The 13992-nt window shown below is 72.9% G+C and carries 14 protein-coding genes and 1 pseudogene; 7 read left to right on the forward strand and 8 right to left on the reverse strand.

What is annotated here, in order from left to right; all coding sequences use genetic code 11:
- Positions 1-21 precede the first annotated feature (21 nt).
- Entirely contained in the window at positions 22-288 is a 267-nt protein-coding gene (locus NYF13_RS23265) for a hypothetical protein (protein ID WP_315659642.1), read from the forward strand.
- A 146-nt stretch (positions 289-434) separates the two neighbouring features.
- Here NYF13_RS23265 and NYF13_RS23270 read toward each other — a convergent pair.
- A pseudogene (locus tag NYF13_RS23270) lies at positions 435-745 on the reverse strand (ATP-dependent DNA ligase); the annotation flags it as partial.
- A complete protein-coding gene (locus NYF13_RS23275; protein WP_315659643.1) occupies positions 742-1833 on the reverse strand; it encodes an ATP-dependent DNA ligase in 1092 nt (363 codons plus the stop codon). The gene NYF13_RS23275 and the pseudogene NYF13_RS23270, both read right to left, overlap by 4 nt.
- Positions 1834-1961: 128 nt before the next feature.
- On the opposite strand from NYF13_RS23275, the gene NYF13_RS23280 reads away from it, so the two are divergent.
- Positions 1962-3260, forward strand: coding sequence for an ABC transporter substrate-binding protein (locus NYF13_RS23280; RefSeq protein WP_315659644.1), 1299 nt, complete (start codon positions 1962-1964; stop codon positions 3258-3260).
- 3 nt (positions 3261-3263) lie between these two features.
- Here the strand turns inward: NYF13_RS23280 and NYF13_RS23285 are convergent, their stop codons facing one another.
- The 3 genes from NYF13_RS23285 to NYF13_RS23295 form a co-directional block, all read right to left on the reverse strand.
- Positions 3264-3674 carry a Dabb family protein gene (locus NYF13_RS23285; protein ID WP_315659645.1) on the reverse strand — a complete coding sequence of 137 codons (411 nt, stop codon included), beginning with the start codon at positions 3672-3674 and terminating at the stop codon, positions 3264-3266.
- On the reverse strand, positions 3671-4294 hold the full coding sequence (locus NYF13_RS23290) for a TetR/AcrR family transcriptional regulator (RefSeq protein WP_315659646.1): 624 nt from the start codon (positions 4292-4294) through the stop codon (positions 3671-3673). Before NYF13_RS23290 ends, NYF13_RS23285 begins: the two co-directional genes overlap by 4 nt.
- A gap of 81 nt (positions 4295-4375) precedes the next feature.
- Positions 4376-5530, reverse strand: coding sequence for a DUF1015 family protein (locus NYF13_RS23295; protein ID WP_315659648.1), 1155 nt, complete (start codon positions 5528-5530; stop codon positions 4376-4378).
- 112 nt (positions 5531-5642) lie between these two features.
- On the opposite strand from NYF13_RS23295, the gene NYF13_RS23300 reads away from it, so the two are divergent.
- A complete protein-coding gene (locus NYF13_RS23300; protein WP_315659650.1) occupies positions 5643-7175 on the forward strand; it encodes an MDR family MFS transporter in 1533 nt (510 codons plus the stop codon).
- Here NYF13_RS23300 and NYF13_RS23305 read toward each other — a convergent pair.
- Positions 7114-7623: a MarR family winged helix-turn-helix transcriptional regulator gene (locus NYF13_RS23305; RefSeq protein ID WP_315659652.1), complete on the reverse strand. Its 510-nt coding sequence runs from the start codon at positions 7621-7623 to the stop codon at positions 7114-7116. The genes NYF13_RS23300 and NYF13_RS23305 overlap by 62 nt on opposite strands.
- Before the next feature lie 108 nt (positions 7624-7731).
- On the opposite strand from NYF13_RS23305, the gene NYF13_RS23310 reads away from it, so the two are divergent.
- The 4 genes from NYF13_RS23310 (at position 7732) to NYF13_RS23325 (ending at position 10744) form a co-directional block, all read left to right on the forward strand.
- Entirely contained in the window at positions 7732-8124 is a 393-nt protein-coding gene (locus tag NYF13_RS23310) for a DUF5313 domain-containing protein (protein ID WP_315659653.1), read from the forward strand.
- Positions 8125-8136: 12 nt separating this feature from the next.
- Positions 8137-9084 carry an RluA family pseudouridine synthase gene (locus NYF13_RS23315; RefSeq protein ID WP_315659654.1) on the forward strand — a complete coding sequence of 316 codons (948 nt, stop codon included), beginning with the start codon at positions 8137-8139 and terminating at the stop codon, positions 9082-9084.
- A 642-nt stretch (positions 9085-9726) separates the two neighbouring features.
- On the forward strand, positions 9727-10353 hold the full coding sequence (locus tag NYF13_RS23320) for an alpha-ketoglutarate-dependent dioxygenase AlkB (protein WP_315659656.1): 627 nt from the start codon (positions 9727-9729) through the stop codon (positions 10351-10353).
- Positions 10354-10615: 262 nt separating this feature from the next.
- On the forward strand, positions 10616-10744 hold the full coding sequence (locus NYF13_RS23325) for a hypothetical protein (RefSeq protein ID WP_315659658.1): 129 nt from the start codon (positions 10616-10618) through the stop codon (positions 10742-10744).
- 194 nt (positions 10745-10938) lie between these two features.
- On the opposite strand, the gene NYF13_RS23330 is transcribed toward NYF13_RS23325, so the two are convergent.
- Together NYF13_RS23330 and NYF13_RS23335 are read right to left on the reverse strand one after the other, a co-directional pair.
- A complete protein-coding gene (locus tag NYF13_RS23330; protein WP_315659659.1) occupies positions 10939-12213 on the reverse strand; it encodes a cytochrome P450 in 1275 nt (424 codons plus the stop codon).
- A 53-nt stretch (positions 12214-12266) separates the two neighbouring features.
- Entirely contained in the window at positions 12267-13931 is a 1665-nt protein-coding gene (locus tag NYF13_RS23335; protein ID WP_315659660.1) for a peptide-N4-asparagine amidase, read from the reverse strand.
- Positions 13932-13992 lie beyond the last annotated feature (61 nt).

Here is a 13992-nt window from a genome sequence, read left to right on the forward strand (position 1 = left end):
TCCCTCCGGAGGAGGAGTTGCATGGCGAAGGCGTCCACGCTCCTCGGCGCGACGCGCTGGTACCTGGTCGGCGCGCTGCCCGAGGACGCCCCGGTGGCCCACCTGATGACCCGCTCCGGCGACCTGCGCTACCGGACCTCGGCCTGCGGCGAACGCGAATCCCGCACCTGGACCCCGGTCGGCCCCGGCGAAGCCGACCCCTGCCCGGCCTGCGCCGCCACCCGGTCCGGCGCCCCCGCCGCGGTGGACGGGACCGAGCAGCTGGCGTTCGACCTGCCGTTGCCCTGACCGCCGGACCTCCCGAGGTGAGGGATCCGCGGTTCCGGACCCCCAGGTCACGAAAGCTCCCCTCAGTCCTTCTTGGCCCGGCTGGGGTCGACCCACGGCGCCGAACACCGTCTTGCTCGGGGCGTTCTGGTTGAAGTCGACGGAAACGCGCGGTGGGGCCGGACGTGGAAGCCGAGGCAGCCCTGGTTCACCGCCCACAGCACGTGCGCGAGGTCGGCGGCCACCAGCGCTTCGCTGGCGCCGTTAGGGGTGGTGAGCCAGTCCGGTGCGTGCCCGGGCCCCCGCTTCTGGAACCACGATCTGCCGCCCGCGCCGTCCGGGTGGCGCTCCAGCGGCAGCGGGCCGGCGACGGCCGGGCCGTAGCGGATCAGGCCGAGCTTCGTCTCGCCGCGCTCGGGGAAGCAGACCTCGTCCGGGCGGGCCCGGTCAGCTCGATCCCGTCGGCCTCGAGGATCATCCCGCTTCCCGGAACAGCGCGGTCAGCTCGGCCGGCGGGGCCGGTTCGAGCTGGGCGTAGGTGCAGGACGCGGGCTCGCGGTCGGGCCGGAACCGCACCAGCCGCCCGCCGTGGCGCAACCGCCCGCCCTCCAGGTGCTCGTAGCGGACCTCGGCCACCCACTCCGGCCGCAGCGGCTCCCAGCTCAGGTCCTTGTCCGGCGCCCAGCGGCTGTTCGCGCCCGGCCGCCGCCCGGTCTCCCCGGCCGGGGCCCGGCGCTCGGCCCAGGACCGCCAGGGATGCCCGTCGAGGGCGTTTTCGGTCAGGGGCGCGAGTTCCTCCACCAGCTCCCGCCGCCGCTGCGCGGTGAAACTGCTGGCCACCCCGACGTGGTGGAGCTCGCCGTGCTCGTCGAACAGCCCGAGCAGCAGCGAGCCGACCCCGGCCCCGTCCTTGTGCCACCGGAACCCGGCGACGACGCAGTCGGCCGTGCGCTCGTGCTTGACCTTCCACATCACGCGCCTGTCCTGCCGGTAGGGCTGGTCGGCGGGCTTGGCCATCACCCCGTCGAAGCCCGCGCCCTCGAACCGGGTGAACCAGTCCTGCGCGGTGTCCGGGTCGGTGGACAGCGGGGTGAGGTGGACGCGCTGCAACGCGCCGGTCGGATCGCCGCCCAGCGCCTCTTCGAGCCACCGCCGCCGCTCGCTGAACGGCTCCTCGGTCAGGTCGCGGTCCCCGAGCGCGAGGAGGTCGAACGCGATGAAGCTGGCCGGCGTCTGTTCGGCCAGCTTCGCCACCCGTGACGCCGCGGGGTGCAGCCGCAGCTGAAGCGCCCCGAAGTCCAGCCCCCGCGGCGTCACCAGCACGATCTCCCCGTCCACCACGCACCGCGGCGGCAGGGCGTCCTTGAGCAGCTGCACCAGCTCGGGGAAGTACCGCGTCAGCGGCCGGTCGTTGCGCGAGCCCAGCTCCACCTCGTCGCCGTCGCGGAACACCACGCAGCGGAACCCGTCCCACTTGGGCTCGAACCACAGTCCCCCGGTCCGCGGCACCTCGTGCACGGCCTTGGCCAACATCGGCCGCACGGGCGGCATCACAGGCAGGTCCACGGGCCGATCCTAGGCCGCGGGGGCGTTGACCTGCAGCTTTTACCGCCCGGAGCTTGACTCGAACGGGTCGTCCCGGCCACGATGTGAGGCTTCTCGGCTACGACGGGTGATCGGTGCGAGGAGGCCTCATGCGGCAGGGGATCAGGCGCGGCCAGGCCCTCGCCGGGGCGGCGGTCGTGGCGGGGGCGCTGGTGGCCGGGTGCTCGGCCGCTGGTGGCACCACGATCAGCCTCTACCTCTCCCCCGAAGACCACCTGCCCGCCCTCATCGACCGGTGCACGCGCGAGGCGGGCGGGCGGTACCGGATCGTCTACGACAAGCTGCCGCGGGCGGCGGACGGGCAGCGGGAGCAGCTGGTGCGGCGGCTGGCCGCGGGGGACGACTCGATGGACGTGCTCGGGCTGGACGTCACCTGGGTCCCCGAATTCGCCGAGGCCGGGTGGATCGAGCCGTGGACCGGGGCGGACCGGGCCGCCGCCACCGACGGCGTGCTGCCCGGCCCGCTCGCGACCGCCCGGTGGAACGGGAAGCTCTACGGCGCCACCAAGAACACCAACATCCAGCTCCTCTGGTACGACGACCGCCTCACCCCCGCCCCGCCGCGGACCTTCGACGAGATGATGGCCCAGTCCCAGCGGCTCAAAGCGGCCGGAAAGCCCTACGAAGTGGTCTTCACCGGCGCCCAGTACGAAGGGCTCGTCGTCTTCTACAACACCCTCGTCGCGTCCGAGGGCGGCCACATCCTCTCCGCCGACGGCAAGACCGTGGTGATGGACGAGGGCGCAGTGAAGGCGTTGGGGCTGCTGAAGACCCTGGCCGGTACCGGAATCACCGACCCCTCGCTGACCAGCCAGAAAGAGGACGAAGTGCGCCTGGCGTTCCAGCGCGGGCAAGCGGCGTTCCAGCTCAACTGGCCGTTCGTCTACGCCGCCTACGCGCAGGAGAAGCCGCAGGAGCTCGCCCACCTCAAGTGGGCGCCCTACCCGGCGGCCGGGCCCGGAACCCCGCCGCGCACGACCATCGGCGGCTACAACCTCGCCATCAGCGCCTACTCACCGCACAAGCGCGAGGCGTTCGAGGCCGCGCTCTGCCTCCGGAACGCCGAAAGCCAGAAGTACCAGGCCCTTCTCGACGGCGAACCGCCCAGCCTGGCCTCGCTCTACCAGGACACCACCCCGCTCGACCCGGCCCGGCCCGCCGACGCGTCCGCGAACCCCACGATGGCGCAGCGGTTCCCGATGAAGGACGACATCCGCACGGCACTGGGCGAAGCCGCCGTCCGCCCGCTCACCCCGGCGTACCAGAACCTGTCGACGGTGATCTCCAAGGTCCTTTCCCCACCCGCCGGGATCAATCCGCGGGCCACCGCCCAGGAATTGCGCGAACGCCTGGGCGACGCCCTCGAATCGCGCGGCATCATCCCCTGAGGGTCAGGCGGGGGCCGGCGCGCTGCTGCCGGAGTACGAGGGCAGCCCGGCCACGAGCGCGGCGAGGGCCGGGTTCCCGGCGTAGCGGCGCGCGTGCAGTTCGGCGATCTTCCCGGCGATCTTCGGGTCGTCGCTGTCGGTGGTGTCGTAGGAGACGAACCGCTCCAGCAGCGGCAGGCCGATTTCGTCGGTGTGCGCGTGAGCCGGGGCCATCAGGTACTCCCAGTACCCCTTCAGGTCTTCGAGCACGAACACGGCGCTGTAGCCGAACTCGCCGCCGATGTCCCGGCCGACGACGTACCGGATCACCGCGTCGATCTTCTCGCCCTGGTTGCGCAGGCTCGCCAGCGCTTCGGCCCGCTGCGCCTCGGTCGTGGTCGTCTTGAAGACCATCCGGTTGTGGTGGTAGATCATCGTTCTTCCCCTTCCGATCGGTGTTCCCCGGAGCCGGACCAGTGGGCGAGCAGGGCGGCCACCGCCTGATCGGCCAGCCGCAGCGCGCGGTCGAAGCCGAAGTCCGCGAGCGAGCCGACGCCGGCCAGGCCGTGGGTGGTGGCCCACAGGAGGTCGCACGCGTCCTCGACGCTGGGCAGCCGCACCGACTCGGTCTCGGCCCACGCCCGGATGACCTGCCCGGTGTACTCGATCACCTCGGCGGCGGCGCGGTGGCGGGCGACGGCGTCGACCGCCGCGCCGGGCGAACCGGCCAGCACCGGGTAGAGGCCGGGCTCGGACCGGGCGAACTCCAGGTAGGCGATCGCCGCCCGGCACACCCCGCCGGACGCCGGGCCGGCGGCCACCGCGTCCCGCATCCGCGCCAGCAGCGCCGCGTTGCCGCGCTCCAGCACGGCGTGCAGCACCGCGTCCTTGTTCTCGAAGTGCTGGTAGATCACGGGCGCGCTGTAGCCGATCTCACCGGCGATCCGGCGGATCGTCACCGACGGCCACCCTTCGTCCTCCGCCACCCGGACCGCGGCCGACAGGATCTCGTCGAACGTCCGGCGGCGCACCTCCTCGCGGCGCCCCACGGCCATCTCCTAACGTTGTTAGAATTCCTAACGTCGTTAACTCTAACCCGGGCCGGACCGCTGTCAAGGGGATTCGGCCCGACCGGCTCAGATCTGCGCCAGCACCAGCCCGCCCCGCGGCTTCGGCGTGAAGTAGGTGGCCTTGCGCGGCATCCGCCGGCCCGCGTCATGGACCTTCAGCACGATCTCGAACGGCACCGGGGCGAGCTGCACCACCGCGCCCGGGCCCGGCGGCACCGGGCGCCCCGCCGGCAGCGGCCGGACCGCGGGGCCGTCCGGGTCCACGCCCAGCGCCTGCGCGAACAGCACCCGCTCGACCACCTCGTGGTCGATCACCAGCGGGTCGAAGACCGGCAGCGTGACGCGCAGGGCCTCGGCGCCGGCCAGCACCACCGCCGTGCCGGGACGGGACGGCGGGGTCCGGTCCGCGGTCGGCCGGACCTCCAGGCCCGCGGCGCGCCAGGCGGCCGTCAGCCGGGCCGCGGAGAACCCGTCGAGCACGCGGTGGATCGCGCCGATCTCCAGCCGCGGGCCCGCCGTGACCAGCGCGAGCAGCGCGCCCTGGCCGGTGGCCGCGGCGGCCGCGACCCGGTGGTTGCCGTCGGCGACCAGCAGGTCCGCGCGGGACACCGCGGCGAGCAGCCGGGTCTGCACGGTCCCCGAGGGCACCACCCACAGCTCGTGCCGACGGCCTCCGGGATCCACAGTGGACACATCCGGCGCGCCGAGCCTCGCGCCCGCCGCGGTCACCGCCTCGGTCAGCCGCTCGCCCCCCGAAGACGGGACCAGCAGCGCCGCGCTCGTGGCACAGCCGAGGCCGGACAGCACGGCGGCGCGCTCGGCGACCACCTGCGGGTACACCTCCTCGGTGTGCCGGACGTGGGTACGGCCGGAACCGAGCCCGCCCAGGTCGACCAGGCACAGCAGCCCGGCCGCCACCCCGTCCGGTCCGGAGATGCGGTACGCCGCGACGAAGCCGCTCAGCGAGCGGTAGTGCCGCGCCCGGATGCGGGCCAGCGCGGCGCGCGCCGAGGGCAGCGCCGCGTTCAGGTCCAGCCCGCTCGCGAGCGCGGCCGGCGTGCGCGCCGGATGCTGCACCGCCAGCAGCGTGTCGCCCGCCGCCCCCGGGGAAGCCAGCGCCGCGACCACGGCGTCCGGCTCCGCGAACTCGTCGACATCGGGTCCCGGCACTTCGCCGCGCACCACCCACCCGCGGCTGATCGGCCGCACCCACGTATCCATGCCCCCATCATGGCGGTCCGGTGCCGCCCGGGACCGGATCACTCGTCCGTGGAATGCTGACCGAGGCGAAACAGTTGATCCCAGCCATGGGCACCCCGAGGAGCACCCCCCGATGAGCACCGCGCCGACCGGCCGAACCGCCACCAGGACCGGCGTCGGCTTCCGCTCCGAGCGCGGCCCCGTGCTCGCGGCGGTCATGCTGAGCACCGGGCTGGTGGCGCTGGACAGCACGATCATCGCCACCGCCGTGCCCTCGGTCGTGCGCGACCTCGGCGGGTTCTCCCAGTTCCCCTGGCTGTTCTCGGTGTACCTGCTGACCCAGGCCGTCACCGTGCCGCTCTACGGCAAGTTCGCGGACGTGCTCGGCCGCCGGCCGGTGATGTTCTTCGGCATCGCGGCCTTCCTCGTCGGCTCGGTGCTGTGCGGCGCGGCCTGGAGCATGCCGGTGCTGATCGCCGCGCGCGCCGTGCAGGGCATCGGCGCCGGGGCGGTGCAGCCGATCAGCATGACCATGGTCGGCGACCTCTACACGGTCGAGGAGCGCGCCCGGGTCCAGGGCTACCTGGCCGGGGTGTGGGCCATCGCGTCGGTGGTCGGGCCGACGCTCGGCGGGGTGTTCTCCGAATACCTGAGCTGGCGCTGGATCTTCTTCGTCAACCTGCCGCTGGGCGCGATCGCCGCGTGGATGCTGCACCGCAAGTTCACCGAACGGGTGGAGCGCAGCCGCCACCGCATCGACTACGCCGGCGCCGGGCTGCTCACCTTCGGCTGCACGGCGTTGATCCTGGCCCTGCTGGAGGGCGGGGTCGCGTGGGGCTGGGCCTCGGCGCCGAGCCTGCTCGTCTTCGGTGCCGCCGCGCTGGCGCTGATCGCGTTCGTGCTGGCGGAGCGGCGCGCGAAGGAGCCGGTGCTGCCGCTGTGGGTGTTCACCCGGCGCACGCTGGTCGGCGGCAACCTGGTCGCGCTGGTGGTCGGCGCGGTGATGATGGGGCTGAGCTCCTACCTGCCGACCTACGCCCAGGGCGTGCTCGGCACCGGCGCGCTCACCGCCGGGTTCGCCCTCGCCGCGCTGACCGTCGGCTGGCCGCTGGCCGCTTCGCTGTCCGGCCGGATCTACCTGCGCATCGGCTTCCGCGACACGGCGCTGATCGGCGCCGCGTTCATCGTCGCCGGCGGCCTGCTGACCACCACGCTCGGCCCGGACTCGTCGATCTGGGCGGCGGCCGGCGCCTCGTTCGTGCTCGGCGTCGGGCTGGGCCTGGCCGCGAGCCCGACCGTGGTGGCCGTGCAGTCCACCGTCGGATGGGAGCGCCGCGGCGTGGTGACGGCGACGAACATGTTCAGCCGCTCCCTCGGCAGCGCGATCGGCGCGGCGCTGTTCGGCGCGATCGCCAACGCCACCCTCGCCGACCGGTTCGCCCACCCGCCCGCGAACGTGGCCGGGAAGCTGCCGGACAGCGTGGACGCCACCAGCCTGGTCCTCGGCGGCCACACCGACCACTCGGCCGCCGCGGCGTTCGTGCGCGGCGCTCTCGCGGACGCCACGCACCACGTCTTCCTCGCCCTCGTCGGCGTGGCCGGGCTCAGCCTGCTCGCCCTGGCGCTGATGCCGCGCAAGACCGTGCAACTGGAGTTCCTGGACTAGGTTCCCCGGCGGTCGCCGCGATCACCCGCCCCAGCGCGGTGTGCAGGGCCTCCAGCTCGGACAGCTCCAGCCCGAGCGTCTCGACCACGCGGTACGGGATCTTCTCCGCCTCCGCCCGCAGCGCCCGCCCCTTCCCCGTCAGGTCCACGATCAGCTGCCGCTCGTCGGACCGGCTGCGATCGCGGGTCACGTACCCCACCGCCTCCAGCCGTTTGAGCAACGGGGACAGCGTCGCCGGTTCGTGGCGCAGGGCCGCGCCGAGGTCCTTGACCGACCTCGGGGACTTCTCCCACAGCGCGAGCATCACCAGGTACTGCGGGTGCGTCAGCCCGTGTGGCTCCAACAGCGGGCGGTAGATCGCGATCACGCTGCGCGAAGCCACGGACAGCGCGAAGCACACCTGCCGGTCGAGCTTCAGCGGGTCTTCGCCCAGGTCGATCTCGGCCACTCTTCCTCCTCCTCGCTCCGCGCCACCCTAGCGAAGTGGCCTGGCCGGGCTGATTATTAGTACACTAATCATTAGTGTACGTTGGACCCAGCCGAGAAGGAGGCCGAGATGACCCGCCCCGGAGTGCTCCGCTGGTGCTGGTACGCCGTGGGTGGCCGCCTGCCGGAGCGCTACCACGACTGGGTGCTGCACGACACCACGTCGAAGCACTGGAAGGCGCGGCACGTGCTGCGCAGCTCGGTCGGCATCGCGCCGCTCTGCCTGGTCTGGCTGCTGCTACCGGGTCCGCTCCCCCTGCGCCTGGCGATCGTGCTGATGGCCGCGCTGGTGGCGTACTTCTACTCCTGCGCGTACATGGAGGAGAGCATCGAGCACCGGCTATCGCGCAACGGTTTCCCGCCCGGCACCGGCAAGCGCATCCGCAAGCAGCGCTTCGACGCCGCCGACGCCGAGGCCAAGGCCCGCTACATCGCCACCTACCGGCAGCACCCCGAGGGCTAGACTCGGCGTCCGATGAGACGCAAGCTCCCGGCCCCGCTGCCGCCGCGCCACGGGCTCGACCCGGCCCGGCTGCGGCTGCCCGACGAAGGCCCGTGGGGCACCCTGCTGGAGCACCTCGTCGAACGGCTGCCCCGCGTCACCCCCGAGCGGATCGAGCAGATGCTGCGCGAGGAGCGGATCTTCGGCCCCGACGGCCCACTCGGCGTCGGCACGGCGTTCGCGCCCGGCACGTTCGTCTGGTTCCACCGCGACCTGCCCGAAGAGGTTCCGGTGCCCTTCGACGTCACCGTCGTGCACCGCGACGAGCACCTGCTCGTGGTCGACAAACCGCACTTCCTCGCGACCATCCCGCGCGGCCGGCACATCCTGGAGACGGCACTGGTCCGGCTGCGCCGCGACCTCGGCCTGCCGGCGCTGTCCCCGGCGCACCGCCTCGACCGGGTCACGGCCGGTCTGGTGATGTTCGTGATCACCCCGGCCGCGCGCGGGGCGTACCAGACGATGTTCCGCGACCGCCGCGTGCACAAGGAGTACGAGGCGATCGCGCCGTACGACCCGGAGCTGCGGCTGCCGCGCACGGTCCGGAGCCGGATCGTCAAGGAGCGCGGGGTGCTGGCCGCGCAGGAGGTACCGGGCGAGGTGAACGCCGAGACCTACGTCGAGCTTCTGGACCATCGCGACGGCCTGGGCCGCTACCGGCTGGTGCCGGCCACCGGCCGCACGCACCAGCTGCGCGTGCACCTGAGCCGGCTCGGCATCCCGATCCTGGGCGACGGCTTCTACCCCGTGCTCACCGAAACCCCGCTCGACGACTTCTCGAAACCGTTGCAGCTACTGGCGAAAACTCTCGAATTCACCGATCCGCTGACCGGCGCGCCACGGCGGTTCACCAGCGGGCGGCAACTGTCCTCATGGGACGCGCCCGAGGAGTGGGCGGGATCCGGCCCCGGTTCACGCTGATGCGCGGGCCGCTCGCACCCGGGAAGCCTTGACCACTGCGTTCGCCGCTGATGGGCTCGGGTCGTGCGCGACGTCGAGGTGATCGAAGGCCCGGCCGCCGCGCGCCTCGGGCTCACCCGGCAGGAGGAATTCCACGGACTGGTCGAGCCCGCGGGCTCACGGCAGTGGGGCGGGCTGACGAAACGGCTTTTCACCGCCACCGCCGCGTCTTACCCGGTCTCCCCCGTCGCCCTCGGCGAAGCCCCGGGCACAGCGAGCTGGAACCGGACCGGCTCTCGACCGCCTACCAGCTCGCCGTCGCCGGCCGGACGACCGGCGAGGTCGCGGGGCCGGCCCGCCGCACCGCGCCGGCCGGGCCACCGCCGCCCACCCTGACCTGGACACCGAGCTCGCGTTCGGCTCGGCCCGCGGCGTTCACCGAGGAGCTGACCGCGCTCGTGGCCGGCCTCGTTTCGCGCTACCACGACGAGTCCGCCCCGGGTGCGCGCACGCATCGGCTGATCGTGGCCGCGCACCCGAAACCGCCCGCGGCCGGGTGACCACCGCCGGCCCCTGGTGGCCGATGGGGCGGGCGAACCCGTCGCCAGGCCGTGATCGAAGCGGATGCGAACAGGTGTTCGAATATTTGCTATAGTCGGGGTCATGACCCTGGCACTGCAGGGCTCGCTGTTCGGCGACTCCGGGCCGGCCGAGCTGAGCCCGCTCGAAGCCGCCCGGCGCACGGAGCTGGGGCACGGCGCGTGGATCGACGTGCTGCCCGGCTGGCTGTCCGGTTCCGGCGAGCTGTTCGCCCGGCTGGCCGCGCAGGTCCCGTGGCAGGCGGAGCGCCGGCCGATGTACGACCGCGTGGTCGCCGTTCCGCGGCTGCAGTGCTTCTACGGTGAGGGACGGGTGCTGCCGGACCCGGCGCTGACCTCGGCCCGGGAGGCGCTGAGCGCGCACTACGGCGCCGAACTGCGCGAGCCGTTCCGCACCGCGGGCCTGTGCTACTACCGAGACGGCCGGGACAGCGTCGCCTGGCACGGCGACAACCAGGGCCGGGGCCGCCGCGAGGACACCATGGTCGCGATCCTCTCGGTCGGCTCACCCCGGGTACTGGCCCTGCGCCCCCGCGGCGGCGGCGAATCCCACCGCTACCCCCTGGGCCACGGCGACCTGATCGTCATGGGCGGTTCCTGCCAGCGCACGTGGGAACACGCGATCCCGAAGACGGCCAAGGGGGTGGGGCCGCGGATCAGCATCCAGTTCCGCCCCCGGGGCGTCCGGTGAGCCTGCCGCAGTGAGGTCGGGTGGGGTGGGGTGCTGGAACCGGGGCGCCGGCTGGTTCCGGCCACGCCCGGGGGAACCGGCCCGCGGAGCCGAACCGAACCGTCTCGGCGAGCTGAACCGGCCCGCCGAGCCGAACCGACTCGGCGAGCGGCGCCCTTGGCGGTCGGCCCCTGGCGGGCTCGTCGATGGGCAGTCCGGTCGATGGGCAGGCCGGTCGATGGGGCCGGTGAACGAGTAAGCCGGTCGACGAGCTGGACGGTTGATGAGCAAGCCGGTCGATGGGCTGGCCGGTCGATGGGCTGGCTGGTTGATGAACTGGCTGGCTGACGGGCAAGCCAGCCGATGGGCGGACGAGACGATGAGCAGGCTGGCTGATGAGCAGGCTGGCTGAAGGACAAGCCAGCCGATGGGCGGACGGGTTGACGGGCGGACTGGTACCGGGCCGGGCGGTCGCTGGGCTGGTTCCGGCTGGGGACGGATGGCCGGGCCGGAGCCGCCTGTCTCCTGCCGCCGGAGTGGCCGGTCAGCGAACTGCTGCCGGGATCGGAATGGTTCCCGGATCTGAGCATGGCCCCGCAGCCGGGGTCACTTCACCAGGACTGGCAGCGAATCCATTCCGTAGACGATCGACACCTTGCGGAACTTCAGCTCCTCCGGTGCCACCGCCAGGCGCAGGTCCGGGAATCGGCGGACCAGGGCCGGGTAGGCCGTGCGCAGTTCCATCCGGGCCAGTTCCGCGCCGATGCAGCGGTGGGCGCCGTAGCCGAAAGCCAGGTGGGAGGTCGGCTCGCGGGTCGGGTCGAAGCTTTCCAGGTCCGCGCCCAGGATCTCGTCGCGGTTGCTGCCGGACAGCGAGACCAGCACGATGTCGCCCTCGCTGATGTGGACGCCGTGGACGTCCAGGTCCTGCTTGGCGAAGCGCGGGAACGCCATCTGCACCACGGTCAGGTAGCGCAGCAGCTCCTCGACGAAACGGTGCACCGCGTCGTCGTCGCCGTTGGCGGCTTCGAAGGCCGCCGGGTCGCGCAGGACGACCAGGGCGCCGAGGGCCAGCATGCTCGCCGTGGTCTCCAGGCCGCCGGTCAGGACGCCGTCGGCGAGTCCGGCCAGCTCCTGGTCGCTGATCTCGTCGCCGTGCTCCTTGATCAGCATGCCGAGCAGGCCGTCGCCCGGTTCCCGGCGCTGCTTGCGGACGATCTCCAGCAGGTACTCCAGCGACTCCGACATCGCGCCCAGCGAAGCGCCCGCCCCGCCGAACAGGTCGAACCGCGCGGTGCTCAGCCGCTGGACGTCCTCCCGGTCCTCATAGGACACGCCGAGCAGCTCGCAGATCACCAGCGACGGGATCGGCAGCGCGAACTGCTCCCACAGGTCGACCGGGCCCTCGGCGGCGGCCATCGCGTCGAGCTGCCCGTGCACGATCTCGTCGATCCGCGGGGTCAGCCGGCCGAGCCGGCGCATGGTGAACTCCGGGGTCAGCAGCTTGCGCAGCCGCGTGTGCACCGGCGGATCGGCGAACCCGAGGCCGCCCGGGTTCTGGTCCTCGGTGACGCCGGCGTTGCCGACCAGGTTGGTGAAGTCGTTGCTGAACTCCGACACCTTGCCCAGGATGGCCTTGGCCTCCTCGTACCCGGTGACGAGCCAGGCGTTCATGCCGAACGGCAGGTCCAGCTTGCGGATCGGCGCCTCGGCCCGCGCGGCGGCCAGCTCGGCGACCGGGTCGAGGCCGTCACGGCGCAGCGGCATCAGCGCGGCGTCCGGCAGGAAGGTCATCTTTTCGAGGTCGAAGCCCCGCTTCTGCTGCCGGGCGAGGTATCGGCGGCCGGCCCAGGCGAGGACGCGCGAACGGAGACTCCCCATGGCGGCGAGACTACCGCACGGTATCGGACGGGGGAGGGCGGCGGAGACCGCCGTCACCTGCGCCGGGAGCCCCCTGACTCCGCCGTGACCAGACCGTGATCCGTGGTGATGGCGTGCCAGTACGGCCGGCCTCGGTCGTCGGTGCCCGCGTACGTGGTGCGCGAGCTGCCGTCGGACTCCGAGGTGACGCCGTTCTCGCGCGCCAGCACGCCGGATGTGCCCAGCCACTCGCGCGAAGCCGAGACCGGCCACCAGGACCGGCCGTCACCGCTCAGGTCGGACAGCCGCATGGTCATGTCCACCGCGCCGGTGAGCCGGAAGTTCTGGTCGTCGACGTAGTTCGCGGCCGAGGCGTCCACCGCCAGCGGGTACGACCAGTCGTGCCGCACGGCCGAGCGCGCCTTTCCATCCACTGTGGACACCGAACTCTGCCACCCGGCGTCGGACTGCACCACGTGCTGGGTCAGGCCCGCGACCGTTACGTCGTCGCTGTTGCGGTAGTCCCGCGTGCGTTCGACGCGGGTGCGCACGCGGCCCGCGGAGGTGTCGACGTAGCCCGCGGTCACGTCGTCGCGGTGCGCGGTCACGGTGGCGTTCACCCCGCCCGCGATGTCCTTCACCTTCGTCCGCTTCGCCGCCACCGGGGCGGCGTCGTCCTGCGTCAGCGCACCGGAAGTCCGCGCGGCATGGTGGTCGGTGTCGAGCAGCAGCGTCGCCACCACGCTCCAGGAACCGCCGATGTCCGGCACAGTGAAGGCCAGGTCGTGGGGGCCGCCGTCGACGAGCCGGCCGGCGAACGGGGTGAGGTCCAGCGTTTCGGCGTGCAGGCTGAAGGTGTCGATCGCGACCACCGGCCGCCACAGGGTCGGCACGATGCCGCCGGAGTAGATGTGCGGGAACGTCGGCACCCCGCCGGCCGGGGCGCCGTCGAGCGCTACGGCCGCTTCGCGGAACGGCCCGTGCCCGCACAGGTTCGCGGCCGGGTACCGGGCCGCGACCTCGTCGGGCACGTCGTCGAACCACTGCTCGTCGCAGGCGCCGCCCTCCAGCGTCACCTCGAGCCGTGCGCGGATGATGTTGCGCGGCAGGTCTTTCGCGGTGAAGTGGACGGTGGCGGCCCCGGGCGCCGCGTCGGCGTGCCGGAACCCGACGACGCGGTCGGCCGTCGCGGGCGCCGGGTGCGCGTGGTCGGCTCGGTAGTAGGTGAGGGTGACGGTCTGCGCGTACACGCCGGTGTAGACGTCGGAGGTGTAGTTGCCGATGCCGCCGGTGAACGGCTGCGGGGTGCGCAGCAGCGCGGTGTAGGGGGTCAGGTCCTTGTCGAAGTGGTAGGTGATCGCGCGGCGGCCCTCGCCGCTGGGCTCCGCGGTGGTGCCCCACCAGACCTCGGTGCCGCCGATCAGCAGGTCACCGATCCGGTCGTACTGGCGCCCGCTGACGGTCACGGTCTCGTCCAGCACCACCTTCGCCCACGGCCCGGGGCAGCTCTCCGGCGGCGTGAGCGTGCCGGAGAACGTCTGCGGGCTCCCGTCGGCGGCGTTGGACGGGAACCGCTCGGCCAGCGTGACCGAGCAGTGCGGGCTGTCCGGGCGGCTGACCGCGGGCGCGGGCGAGACCGGGTCGTCGGTGTCGCCCTCGAGCACCGGACCGGCCGAGGCCACCGCCCCGGTGAGGAACCAGGCCAGCACGACGGTCGACAGGAAAACCAGAATCCGCACCCGGGCTCCTCCCCGAACGAGCACACCACCGCCAGCCTAACCGCGAACGGGTCCGACGAAC

This window comes from Amycolatopsis sp. PS_44_ISF1 (genome assembly GCF_032335455.1).
Taxonomy (GTDB): domain Bacteria; phylum Actinomycetota; class Actinomycetes; order Mycobacteriales; family Pseudonocardiaceae; genus Amycolatopsis.

Bases quoted from the DNA above. Each gene is read 5' to 3' on its own strand.
- NYF13_RS23265 (WP_315659642.1), top strand. From the start codon at position 22: ATGGCGAAGGCGTCCACGCTCCTCGGCGCGACGCGCTGGTACCTGGTC.
- NYF13_RS23280 (WP_315659644.1), top strand. From the start codon at position 1,962: ATGCGGCAGGGGATCAGGCGCGGCCAGGCCCTCGCCGGGGCGGCGGTC.
- NYF13_RS23285 (WP_315659645.1), bottom strand. From the start codon at position 3,674: ATGATCTACCACCACAACCGGATGGTCTTCAAGACGACCACGACCGAG.
- NYF13_RS23290 (WP_315659646.1), bottom strand. From the start codon at position 4,294: ATGGCCGTGGGGCGCCGCGAGGAGGTGCGCCGCCGGACGTTCGACGAG.
- NYF13_RS23295 (WP_315659648.1), bottom strand. From the start codon at position 5,530: ATGGATACGTGGGTGCGGCCGATCAGCCGCGGGTGGGTGGTGCGCGGC.
- NYF13_RS23300 (WP_315659650.1), top strand. From the start codon at position 5,643: ATGAGCACCGCGCCGACCGGCCGAACCGCCACCAGGACCGGCGTCGGC.
- NYF13_RS23310 (WP_315659653.1), top strand. From the start codon at position 7,732: ATGACCCGCCCCGGAGTGCTCCGCTGGTGCTGGTACGCCGTGGGTGGC.
- NYF13_RS23315 (WP_315659654.1), top strand. From the start codon at position 8,137: ATGAGACGCAAGCTCCCGGCCCCGCTGCCGCCGCGCCACGGGCTCGAC.
- NYF13_RS23320 (WP_315659656.1), top strand. From the start codon at position 9,727: ATGACCCTGGCACTGCAGGGCTCGCTGTTCGGCGACTCCGGGCCGGCC.
- NYF13_RS23325 (WP_315659658.1), top strand. From the start codon at position 10,616: ATGAGCAAGCCGGTCGATGGGCTGGCCGGTCGATGGGCTGGCTGGTTG.
- NYF13_RS23330 (WP_315659659.1), bottom strand. From the start codon at position 12,213: ATGGGGAGTCTCCGTTCGCGCGTCCTCGCCTGGGCCGGCCGCCGATAC.